Raw genomic sequence first — 12039 nt, forward strand, 5'->3', positions numbered from 1 at the left:
ACCAATAAATTTCAATTTCATTATACTACTTAAAATACTAGATTACAAATCTGGTTTTTAGGTGTGCACAAAAATAGATATAAAAAATAATCTGGTTATTCTTGACTTCCTTTATCTAATTTTTTGTTATATATTCCAACTATCGTAGAATAACAAGGTAGCTTATTCTACTTTATTCACTTATCATAGAATAACGATGGCGATTATTCTACTTTCATTTGCATTGTATTTCTTTTATAAACCACATAAGCATAGTAGGTATACCCGATTAAACCTATCCAAAATAGAATGACCCAAACCAAGCCTATGGTTCCGGTATAATTGGATATCATGTTGGAGGTAGCGTGAATGAAGATGAGCGAAATGATGTCTTTATTCATATATAGTAGATAAGCGTAAAGTATCCCTATCATAAACGGAAATAATAGACGCCAGAAGATAGAAAAGAAGTCATACTGGCTGTTATATAAGAAATAAGCTGGTAAATGAATGATTGAAAACATCAAAGCAGATAACAAGACCACATAGATGAGTTTGAACTTGTCTGTTTTTAGTTTCAGTAACTCAATGAAAATGTACCCTCTAAAGATCAATTCTTCTACCATACCCACCCATAAGAGTTGTTTGATGTATTCACCTAAGTACGCATGGAATGGGTGGGTAGTACCGACGATGAATACTTGAATAACCATACCAAGGATGGCAATTAAGACGGTCGATAACACCACTATTTTGGTGATGTTTGTGATTCTAAAATGGGTTTTTTTGGTGTATCTAAAGCGATGGATAACAAGGATAAATAATCCAATGGTTAATATACCCATAAATGCCAAATCAAAGGCATTTTCCGTGATGTAATACCTAAGAATGGATTGTGATAAATTCAAGCCATCATAAATCGCTCCGAAGGTATGGGTTTCGACAATCCAAAACCCTAGAGGGATATACGATAACCAAGCTATGATTAAACCGAGTAGTGCTTCCTTTTTCATCAGTGTTTCTTCCTTTTTTAGTTCGTATCGATTCGTTTCTATTTGATTGTAACACCTGCACGTGAAATCATCAATCCCCATGAAACCGCTTAACCCCTTATTTTACAATTTTACTGGGTTATTTTACCCTTATCTATGATAAAATGGCTGATAAATAAGGGGGATAGGGTGCATGTTAAAAGAAAAGATAACCGCGGAGGGTTATACATTTGATGATTTATTGTTGGTGCCATCGTATTCCGAAGTGGTACCCATTCAAGTCAAACTCGATACGAAATTGACTAAAAAGATCTCGTTAGCCATCCCAGTGTTATCGGCAGCGATGGATACGGTGACAGAGTCAACGATGGCCATCGCATTAGCGAAACTGGGTGGCTTAGGCATCATTCATAAGAATATGTCGATTGAAGACCAAGTGAAAGAAATTCAACTGGTTAAAACAGCCTCATTTAGTGAAACAGACGCAACCAAGGATGAATTGGGTAGATTACGTGTTGGGGCAGCGGTGGGTGTTTCTAAGAATACCTTAGAACGCATCGATGCGTTGGTATCTGCAGGGGTCGATATCATCGCGGTAGATTCAGCCCATGGACATTCCAAAGGCGTCATCGATACGATCAAATCGATACGACACAAATACCCAGATTTAGACATCATTGGTGGGAATATCGTCACCGCTCAAGCAGCGATCGATCTCATCTATGCTGGTGCAACCTGTCTTAAAGTCGGGGTGGGTCCTGGGTCGATTTGTACGACCCGTGTGGTCGCAGGGGTTGGGGTCCCACAACTATCTGCCATCAACGATGTGTATTCGGTGGCGAAACAATACAAAGTCGGCATCATCGCCGATGGTGGGATTAAACTGTCTGGGGACATTCCTAAAGCTTTGGCAGCTGGTGCAGACTGTGTGATGATGGGTAGTTTACTCGCAGGGTGTACTGAATCCCCTGGTGAGATTTTTGAACACGATGGTTTAAAATACAAAACCTACATTGGCATGGGTTCTTTAACCGCCATGCAACGAGGGTCTTCTGACCGCTACTTCCAAGGTGGGGTTAAAGAACTCAATAAGTTGGTCCCTGAAGGGATTGAAGCGTGTGTGCCTTTCAAAGGTCCAATCAACGATGTCATTTATCAAATGATGGGTGGCTTACGTTCTGGGATGGGCTATTGTGGTTGTAAGACCATTGAAGACATGAAACTCTACGCCAGATTCATGAAGATTACCAACGCTGGTTTAAAAGAATCTCATCCCCACGATGTGAAACACATGAAAGCGTCCCCGAACTACCATGAATGATAAAATCCTAGTTTTAGACTTTGGTAGTCAATACAACCAATTGATCGTTAGACGCATTCGCGAACTTGGCGTATATAGCGAACTCGTCCCACACGATATTTCATTAGATAAAATAAAACAAGACCCTTCGATTAAAGGCCTCATTTTATCGGGTGGGCCACATTCGGTTTATGACCAAGACAGCTTTACCGTACCAAAACAATTGTTTGAACTAGACATCCCCATCTTAGGGATTTGTTATGGGATGCAGCTGATGGCACATTTATTGGGTGGTTATGTCGAAGGTAGTCAACACCATGAGTTTGGTAAAACATACATTGACCTGATCGATGAAAATCCTTTAACCGCTGGTTTAGGTAAAACCACATCGGTATGGATGAGTCATGGGGATCAAGTGAAAGTATTACCCCCGTTCTTTGTCTGTACCGCTAAAAGCAGTGCCACAGAACATGTGATGATGAGACACCTTGCCAGACGTTTATTCGGTATTCAATTTCACCCTGAAGTGACCCATACCGAACAAGGGCTTTACATGTTAGAACAGTTTGTCAAATTGACCGAAGCGTCACGTACTTGGTCGATGACAACATTCATCGAATCTCAAGTGGAAAAAATCCAAAATACGGTTTTGGATCAACAAGTGATTCTGGGTTTATCGGGTGGTGTTGACTCGAGTGTCGCCGCCGCATTACTCGATAAAGCCATTGGCAAACAACTCACCTGTATCTTTGTTGACCATGGGTTATTACGTAAAAATGAAGGTCAAGAAGTGGCCGATTATTTCAATCAAAACTTCCAATTGAACTTGGTCGTTGTGGATGCGAAGGGGTTATTCTTAGAAAAACTCAAAGGGGTAGAAAATCCCGAAGACAAGCGAAAAATCATTGGTAAGACATTCATTGACGTATTTGAAGCTGAAACCAAGAAATTAAAGAACGCAACTTTCCTTGCACAAGGCACATTATATACCGATTTGATTGAATCTGGGACAAAGCATGCGAAAACGATAAAGTCTCACCACAATGTTGGTGGGTTACCTAAAGAGATGAATTTAAAGCTAATTGAACCCTTAAATACATTGTTTAAAGATGAGGTTAGAAAACTCGGTCAAGCGCTAGGATTACCCGAAGCCTTGGTTCAAAGACAACCTTTTCCAGGTCCTGGTTTAGCGATTAGAATCATCGGTGATGTTACCGAAGAAAAATTGAAAATCGTCGCCAATAGTGATCAAATCTTAAGAGATGAATTCTTAACCCACGGTTTGAACCAATCCGTGTGGCAATACTTCACGGTGCTCACACCAATCAAAACGGTGGGTGTCAAAGGTGACAACCGCAGTTATGAATATGTGTTAGCGATTCGTGCAGTGACTTCGATTGACGGGATGACCGCGGATTTCGCTCACATCCCTTATGATGTATTATCCAAAGTATCTTCAAGAATCACCAATGAAATTAAAGGGGTAGGGCGTGTGGTTTATGACATCACATCCAAACCACCTGGTACCATTGAATGGGAATGATCACTGAGCACCAGCGAAAAAAGGCTGGTGCTTTTTAATTGGTTTGATACACTCATATCAGACTTGATTATTCTAAATAAATATAGCATCGTAGATTAGTTCATCTTTACTCTTAATCAACTCATGGTATAATAGTTATTAATGGATTAAATCTAATATTTTACATTTTTCATATTCCCATCCAGTAGAGGACTAAAAAAAATGATTACATTAAAACACGTTGATAAATCTTATGTCGTTAGCGACCATACACAAGATGTCCTTTCAGACATTCATTTATCGTTTGACCATAAAGGACTATACTGTATCCTTGGTAAATCAGGTAGCGGAAAATCAACGCTACTCAATATCATCGGTGGATTAGACTTTGTTGATTCAGGGGAATATCATTTCAACAACCTCCCAATACACATGTTTAACCAAACACAATTGGATGCGTTTAGAAACACCCATATTGGGTTTGTTTTTCAAGAATATCATATGATTGAAACCATGACTATCTTGGATATCATGAAATACACCAGTATCGCCAGCCATGGTGCCTATGATCGAAAAGAAATAGAAGCTACCCTGTCTGACATGGATCTGCATGAAGATTTACTTAAATTGCCACATCAACTCTCTGGTGGACAAAAACAACGATTAGCCATTGCGCGAGCTTTGATAAAAAAGCCCAGTGTCATTATTGCAGATGAACCTACTGGTGCACTCGATGAAACTACCGGTTTACAAATATTTCATCTGCTTAAGAAACTCTCAAAAGATACCTTGATCATCGTAGCTACCCATGATGAAGGTTATGCACAGAAATTCGCGGACAAGGTGTTAAGGATTCAAGCAGGCACCATCGATGATTCAAATGTTGTGAGTAACCCAGCAAAGGCATCCCTCATTCAACCATCCTTATTAAAACTCAAGGACTCAATACACATTGGCTTAAAGTCATTTCGCCAAAGTTTGGTGAAATCACTGATCATTCTTCTCACCTTAACGTTGTCTATGACTAGCCTTGCTTTAAGCCTCGCAGGTATGCACTTTAATGAGTCAAAAGCGATCTATGAAACGCTTGACTCATTGAATTTAAGTAGCATGAGTATAAACCATGAATCTGCAGGTTACAATCGTAATCAAAAACAATATTTAACCGTTTTTGAGTTTAATGCGTTAAAAGCAAACTATCCAAATATAGGTTTATACAACTATTTCCCACATATTTTTAGATTTAATGAGTTACTCATCAATACCGACATATATCATAATGCATCCATCGAAGGTTTCATGTCGATTGATCAATCATTTTTGGATTTAAGTGGTTATACCTTAATCGGTGATTTACCAATCCAGCCTACTGATATTGTCATCACAAGCTATACTTATCAGTTCTTTCATACATTGGGTTATCAATATCAAACGATGTCGTTTTTTCCAGAAGACCATCAAAGTATGATTGGCAAATATTTCATCATTGACGATACCGAATACTTGATCTCTGGGGTATTGGATACGCACTTTAATGAACGCTATTGGTTGGAGGATTCCACTCAAGTGAATCCAGAATTTGTCGATTTTAAAAAGAGTGGGTTAGAAAGATTTGTGTTTGTTAAAGATGCCTTTGAAGATACACCTTCCATCGAATCTAGATTTACTTTTCCCACGATAATTGGGCAGTATGGTGCGAATTTAAATGACTATTATCGAATACACTATGATAATCAATCCAATATCGTGACTCAAAATTTGAGTCAATGGATGCCTTCTATTAAAATACTGGATTTCGAAAACGATGATGTCATTTGGTTAAATGAACCTATCGACACATTAACTGACAATCAAATGGTAATCAGATTAAATACATTTTTAACTGCAAACAATACATCAATTGATGATTTTCATTTCACCACATCGAATCAAATATATGAGATGATACAAGATTATGCACAATCGCATTTTCCATCGATTGAAGCACAGTTTAAGGCGGATTTTGGTCCTTCATCAACCGCGACTGATTATGTCACATATATTCTTAGCCATGAAATTAATATGTATGATTTAGAACACAATCAAGCCTATTTCGAGAACATCGCACAAAAGGATTACTTGAATGCACTTGACGGGAATGTCTTTTCAAATTTAAGTATTGTTAGTTCAACAGATGACATCTACTTAGAAAACATTGAAATTGTTGGGTTCACAACATTTGATACAATTATTTCGAACGATTTGTATGCAGACTTAATCCTGAAACACTTCAACTATATTGAGCAAATTTATGTGGTGAGTGCAGACACTTCACAACTCATCCGATTTATGAATGAGAACCCCGAATTTGAGTACACATCACCAGCCATTTATTTGGTTAACCAAATGAAACAAACAACTCAATTAACTGCATTCATTTCATTCGTATTCTCGATTGTATTTACCATACTTTCCATCGTGTTAATATTCTTGTTTGTTCAAAGTCACATAGAAAAACATCGACGTCATATTGGCATACTTAGATCCCTTGGGTTCTCTACTAAAAATATCATTCATATCTTTATGGCTGAAAACCTCGTCATTACAGTGGTTGTTTCTACCCTATCTGTCATGTTAATACAGATATCCATGCGTGGCTTTAACGCATTCATGAAAACATCGTTTGGCATTTATTTTAATTATCTACAACCGTCTTTTGTGAGTATGTTGTTTCAAATCGTTGGTTTAGTCATCATTGTGGTTATATATACAGTACTGCCAATACGACGTTTTATGAAAAAATCGATTATCTCAATTCTAAAATAGTTTATGTCCATAGAACTCAAAAACACTAAGGCACCAGCAAAAAATGCTGGTGCCTTTCATTTGAGTTCGATGTGATTTATTTCTTAATGACATCCACGATTTGATTGAGTTTACCCTTCACTTCTTGGATACCTTTATTGATATCTTTATTGAGTTTAGCGGTTGGATTTTGTTGGAACACAAGAATGGTTTCTTGTTTCGCGGTACCCATACAATTGATGTAGTCCCAACCATCTGCTTCATATTGATTGATGACTTCTTCTACTTTAACTGCACGTTCGTGTGCCTTTTTAATACGATCGATAACGACTGTTTTATACATGGTAAATCCTCCTCTTTTGATTTCATTGTACTACAAAATGATTATTTTTGTACAATAATCAAATGGATTTCACCTTTTTGAAAGATTTATTTACGTTCTTTAAAATCCGCATCGATGTCTTTTTTCCAATCCACATCAATCGACTTGTGTTGACGTAAGTTTGTGATGGTTTCATTCATCACTTTATAGTTTAAGTTAGTACCTCTTTTATCGGAGCGATAATTGACCGCTCTATCTGCATCAATACCAAATTTCCTAGCAGTACCAATCGCGTCAATATTCGCACCAATGAAGATGAATTCCCAACCATACTTTTCCTTTTGAAGTTGAATGTATTCATTGAGATTTTCATAGTTGAATTCCACCGATGCATTCTCCATACCATCGGTGGTAATGAAGAATACAGTCTTTTCAGGTCTTTGTGCCTCTTCTAATGCTTTATGGACATTTCTAATCTTTAAGATGCTGCGTCCGATCGCATCCAACAAAGCGGTTGACCCTCTCACGTAGTAATCTTTCGATGTCATATTTTCAATCTTTTGAATAGACACCCTGTTATGCAAGACTTCAAATCGATCATCAAACAATACGGTTGATACCAAGGCTTCACCTTGAACTTCTTTTTGTTGTTGAATCAAACGATTGAATCCCGCAATGGTCTCTTGTTCTAAGCCTGACATCGAACCACTTCTGTCTAAAATAAAAACCAATTCCACCAAATCTTTTTTCATATGTATTTCACCCTTTCTGAGTTCATAATACACAATATAAAGATGGAATTGGTCGTTTCAAAAGCGACATTGATTATGACAAGCTAAAAGTAATTGAGTAATTCATCAGTTCATTGAACCGATGGAATGCTCCCCTTTATCAAATAGTACCATATTGATTTCATAGATATCATAGATGGCTTTTTCAATATGATAAGCCACGATGATATCGAGTGGTATCGCATCGGATAAGGTGTATCCGGCTTTCTTTAATAAGTCTAGGGTTTCATCTAAATTGAGCTCTAATGCGATAGAGAATGCTAAAGCGGTGGATTTGCTGGGTTGATAGAAGCGATTGGATTTGATCTTTGAAAAGAGTTTTCTGTCCACGTTCGCTTTCTTATAAACATCGACATCATTCAACCCTTTTTGATCGATGAACTTAAAGAGCATCTCTTGGAAAGTAAAGTCAATTTCTTCGATGAGTTCATCGATGGATCTGGGTTTCTTTCGTAACACCTTCACAGCCATTGCACGCTCTGCAAAGTAATTCATAGACAAGGTTTGATCAGTTTCAGTTTTGTTTATGAATGGTTTCGATACTTCATAGGAAGCATCGTCATAAACGACCAAATAGATCATCATGTCAGAGGTTAAAGAAAACTGTTTGATGACTTCTAAAGCAACCTCTAAGGCTTCTTTTCTAGGGTATCGATATACACCTGAAGAGATTAAAGGGAAGGCAATGCTTTCAAGGTTCTTGTTTTGAGCCAATTCTAACACATGTTGATAGGTAGATTTCAGTTGTTGTTTTTCATTGAACTTGCCATTCTTATAGATGGGACCAACCACATGGATGACGTATTTAGATAATAGGTTGTATCCTTTGGTGATGATGGGTTCAGACAACTTTAATGTGCCATACATACGACGGTCTTGAATCAATTCAGGACCGGCTTGTTGATGGATTTTCGCATCCAATCCACCAAAGATGAAGGGTTCTGAACTGGTTGAGTTTACAATCGCATCCACTTTCATGGTCAATATATCGTTTCTAAGAATTTCAAAAGGCATGTAGATCATCTCCTATCGATAATTAAAGCGATGAATGTACTTAAATCAAAAATTAGCACGCATTTTGATAGAAAAAATGTCAGGAATTAAATTTAAGGATAAAGAGTTTGCATAAACTCGGTAAGTTTAACAATTTTTTCCAGGTGAATACTTATTGAAGAATATAATTGATCGCATTCACCTTTTTCAAACATATACTGTGATGGATGATCAGCGTTATTTCTATAATTTCGTATAACGTCAAATGAGACAAGCATCTCTTGAAGCTTTTTATGTCCATTTGATTCAAAGAATGGTTTTTCTGCTTTAAAATATTCTTCTAATCCATTCAATCTTGATTTTGCAGTTTTTTGCCCGTTAGCATATGTGTTTATCCAGATCCGACCAGGGTTATCTAGAGCATATTTCTTTTCACATGAAGTGACTAAACTTTCAATTAACATCTCACAGGCTAATCCAATCATGGATACACATGATGTTAAGCATCCATGATGGTAATCAATCATGGATTCGTTAAAATAAACCAAACATTCATCATTAGAAATTATATTTATTTTTTTCTTAAATGAAGATAATCCTTCCGTAGTCGGTCTAACACTATCAATAAATCTTTGATTTTGAAAGATATCTTGTCTATAATAATCTACATTTTTGTGTTTTTCTTTATTATTCCATAGTTCAATTGCGTCTAGCTGTTTTATCAATTTAGCCCGACCACGTTTATATATTCGTGATCCATTTATTGATGAAACAATACTATTTTCATCTCCTGTAAAAATATCTAGATATTCATGCGTACTATGGTAGGTATTTATAAATATAATCGGTATAGGCTCATCACTAAAAATTATGATATCAATATCAGACCTCGTACTATTAGTTTTATATGCTCTTGATCCGAATAAATATATTGATTTAATTTTAGGATAATTGCTAACAAAAAAATCTATATCTACTTTTAAATTCTTCGATGCAATTTGAAAATCCATCTATTTGTCCCCTATTCTCTTGTATGAACCTGTTTAAAATTAGTGTAAACTTCTCGTAAAGTAATCTTTTCTCACCGTTAGTATACAATACATTTTTATGTCAGTGTTTATAAAAAATCTTGTAAAAACGTTATATGATATATAAATATCAATATTCAGGAAAGAATATTCTACTTACATACGAAATCTTTGTGCGAATAATTACTGAATAAATAAGATGATATTGTTTGATTCCAGTTCGAAGTCTTCAAATAGATTTTTAATCGTCTTTATTTTGCTAATTGTCGATGAGTTTGTTTCAATGTAATAGTTATCTACTATTTTTTCTGGTGCTCTAAATAGTGATTTGTTGTTACCAAAAAAACTTTCGTTTTTACCATTATATTTTTCTGAACTTAATAGACTCAATAAAAATTCTCTATCTAGACTATAAAAATACTTAATAACCTCAGAAATTAATAGTGCCCAGTTGTTAGCCACAATATTAACATCATTTACTTTCATTCCTACAGGCAATGTACCTGTATATGGAAAGTCCTCATCTTCCATGATAAAAACAAAGTTTTCACTAATATCCTCAATATTTTTTACACTTGGATATTTCCATATACTTTTGGCTTCATTGAATAAATTGTTGGCTCGTTTTCTAATCTCAATATCATTCCATAATTCAATCGATTTAAAGTATTGATTTAGCACTAAACGTGAAAAATCTGTATGCTTCTTTTTCTCATTGAAAGGTTTGTTTGACATTTCCGAATTATATGCAGTAAGTGTTAGATTTCCTATATTGTTCTTAAAATTATCATGAATTGTTTGGAAATTTTCTCCGAGTACTTTTTTCCATTCGTTTGTGAGTTTTTGTGGCATAACATGTTCAATAGTAAGATTAGAGAAATCGACCAACTCTTTAGTTTGTACTTTTTGTTCAATCTTTTGAAGTATATAAAAAATATTTCTATTGGTGAACAAGTCTTTTGATATAAATTCTCTTTCAAACTCATCATCCTTCGGAAATCTGGCATTAGTTGTTATTCCTATTAAGTAAATCGCAATTTTATCATATGTATTCTTATAAAAGTTCTGTTTATGTTTTTTTATCAAGGTATTATATAAACCAGCCATAATTTGAGATAATGCTCCACCTTGAACGCCGCATATGTTTCTTCTAAGAACGTATGTTTCTATTAGATTAATTATATTTGCTAAAGAATCATTAGATATCTGTTCTTTATTGTTGTCAATGAGTAATGCGAAAATAAACGGGTAGGTCGTTTGCATGCCTAAGGAAATAAAATCATTTAAAGCCTTTTGTAAAGAATCATTTGCAGGTATTACTGGCTTTAATAATAAATTATAAATTTTAGCCAACTCTAAAAAATCAGACAGAAATTTCTCAATAGATACATTTTCATTACGATAATGTTTTTGAAATGTGCTATATACTTCTTTTGTTGCGGGTATAGATCCATTTTTAAACGATAAATAATCCCTGATGAATCCTAGTAAATTCTTATCCAATAATTGCTCAATTTTTATCCAGTAGTTATTATATAATTCATCTTGTTTTCCTTCAGGTGTATTCATCAAAAGGAAATTTCTAATTAAGTCAGCATCACTTAAATCAATTCCTGTATGGTTTAGGCTTTCGAAAATTACTTGTGGGTTGTCTTTTTCATCTAAAGAAACAGATACACCTTCTAGTCTTTGCAAAGCGTTGTAGAAATCTTCTATCGGAACTTCAAGCTTACTGATTCGATCGTAAAAATATCTATAGTTACGATAAATAAGTGATAATTGATCAATATCACCATCACCAGTCATCAATTTATTAAAATTAATGTTATCAACTTTATTAGGTTTTAGTTTTAGCTTAAAGTTATCACTTGGAACAAATTTATTCGTTAAATATGTTTCTAATATCTCATCTTTTACATTGGTTAGTTCATTCGTATTGGACAAATAATCGATCAAGGCCTTTAAAATAAGTGTAATTGAGGTTATTCTTTGTTGACCATCAATGAGAACATATTGATTAAATGACTGATTTACTATTTTAACAAATTTATAGACTATCGCACCTACAAAGTGCTTGCGGTCTGGATAATCAATACTAGATTTTGCTAGTTCAAGTACATCATTAAATAGTTTTTCACACTCTTTTTGTTTCCACTCATAATTGCGTTGAAACACAGGTATTACAAATTGGCATTTAATACCCCCGATAATCTCTTGTAACAATGGTTTTTCTCTTGCTTCCATATTGTCTCCTTATTGTCATGTATTAGAAAAATTGATCCAATCTATATACTATTCTTGATATTATTCTTTAGATCAAATGTTATT

The 12039-nt window shown here is 35.2% G+C and carries 9 protein-coding genes; 3 read left to right on the top strand and 6 right to left on the bottom strand.

Translation table 11 applies throughout. The features are described from left to right. Positions 1–203 precede the first annotated feature (203 nt). A complete protein-coding gene (locus N7548_RS00005; protein WP_263607320.1) occupies positions 204–992 on the bottom strand; it encodes a CPBP family intramembrane glutamic endopeptidase in 789 nt (262 codons plus the stop codon). Between the two features lie 172 nt (positions 993–1164). On the opposite strand from N7548_RS00005, the gene guaB reads away from it, so the two are divergent. The 3 genes from guaB to N7548_RS00020 all read left to right on the top strand — a co-directional run bounded on the left by guaB (position 1165) and on the right by N7548_RS00020 (position 6598). Then, positions 1165–2292 carry an IMP dehydrogenase gene (gene guaB, locus N7548_RS00010; RefSeq protein ID WP_263607321.1) on the top strand — a complete coding sequence of 376 codons (1128 nt, stop codon included), beginning with the start codon at positions 1165–1167 and terminating at the stop codon, positions 2290–2292. Beyond that, positions 2285–3814 carry a glutamine-hydrolyzing GMP synthase gene (gene guaA, locus N7548_RS00015; protein WP_263607322.1) on the top strand — a complete coding sequence of 510 codons (1530 nt, stop codon included), beginning with the start codon at positions 2285–2287 and terminating at the stop codon, positions 3812–3814. The genes guaB and guaA overlap by 8 nt, the downstream gene beginning before the upstream one ends. A 201-nt stretch (positions 3815–4015) precedes the next feature. Then, entirely contained in the window at positions 4016–6598 is a 2583-nt protein-coding gene (locus N7548_RS00020; protein ID WP_263607323.1) for an ABC transporter ATP-binding protein/permease, read from the top strand. A gap of 76 nt (positions 6599–6674) precedes the next feature. Here the strand turns inward: N7548_RS00020 and N7548_RS00025 are convergent, their stop codons facing one another. The 5 genes from N7548_RS00025 to N7548_RS00045 all read right to left on the bottom strand — a co-directional run bounded on the left by N7548_RS00025 (position 6675) and on the right by N7548_RS00045 (position 11955). Beyond that, positions 6675–6920: a hypothetical protein gene (locus N7548_RS00025; protein WP_263607324.1), complete on the bottom strand. Its 246-nt coding sequence runs from the start codon at positions 6918–6920 to the stop codon at positions 6675–6677. Positions 6921–7006: 86 nt separating this feature from the next. Next, a complete protein-coding gene (locus N7548_RS00030) occupies positions 7007–7651 on the bottom strand; it encodes a vWA domain-containing protein (protein WP_263607325.1) in 645 nt (214 codons plus the stop codon). Positions 7652–7756: 105 nt separating this feature from the next. After that, a complete protein-coding gene (locus tag N7548_RS00035; RefSeq protein WP_263607326.1) occupies positions 7757–8704 on the bottom strand; it encodes a macro domain-containing protein in 948 nt (315 codons plus the stop codon). Positions 8705–8796: 92 nt separating this feature from the next. Continuing rightward, entirely contained in the window at positions 8797–9693 is an 897-nt protein-coding gene (locus tag N7548_RS00040; RefSeq protein WP_263607327.1) for a nucleotidyltransferase domain-containing protein, read from the bottom strand. Positions 9694–9894: 201 nt separating this feature from the next. After that, a complete protein-coding gene (locus N7548_RS00045; RefSeq protein WP_263607328.1) occupies positions 9895–11955 on the bottom strand; it encodes a DUF262 domain-containing protein in 2061 nt (686 codons plus the stop codon). Positions 11956–12039 lie beyond the last annotated feature (84 nt).

It is taken from the genome of Paracholeplasma manati (genome assembly GCF_025742995.1).
Lineage (GTDB): Bacteria > Bacillota_I > Bacilli_A > Acholeplasmatales > UBA5453 > Paracholeplasma > Paracholeplasma manati.

Coding starts and splice junctions, on each gene's coding strand:
- N7548_RS00005 (WP_263607320.1), bottom strand. CDS start 992: ATGAAAAAGGAAGCACTACTCGGTTTAATCATAGCTTGGTTATCGTAT.
- guaB (WP_263607321.1), top strand. CDS start 1,165: ATGTTAAAAGAAAAGATAACCGCGGAGGGTTATACATTTGATGATTTA.
- guaA (WP_263607322.1), top strand. CDS start 2,285: ATGAATGATAAAATCCTAGTTTTAGACTTTGGTAGTCAATACAACCAA.
- N7548_RS00020 (WP_263607323.1), top strand. CDS start 4,016: ATGATTACATTAAAACACGTTGATAAATCTTATGTCGTTAGCGACCAT.
- N7548_RS00025 (WP_263607324.1), bottom strand. CDS start 6,920: ATGTATAAAACAGTCGTTATCGATCGTATTAAAAAGGCACACGAACGT.
- N7548_RS00030 (WP_263607325.1), bottom strand. CDS start 7,651: ATGAAAAAAGATTTGGTGGAATTGGTTTTTATTTTAGACAGAAGTGGT.
- N7548_RS00035 (WP_263607326.1), bottom strand. CDS start 8,704: ATGCCTTTTGAAATTCTTAGAAACGATATATTGACCATGAAAGTGGAT.
- N7548_RS00040 (WP_263607327.1), bottom strand. CDS start 9,693: ATGGATTTTCAAATTGCATCGAAGAATTTAAAAGTAGATATAGATTTT.
- N7548_RS00045 (WP_263607328.1), bottom strand. CDS start 11,955: ATGGAAGCAAGAGAAAAACCATTGTTACAAGAGATTATCGGGGGTATT.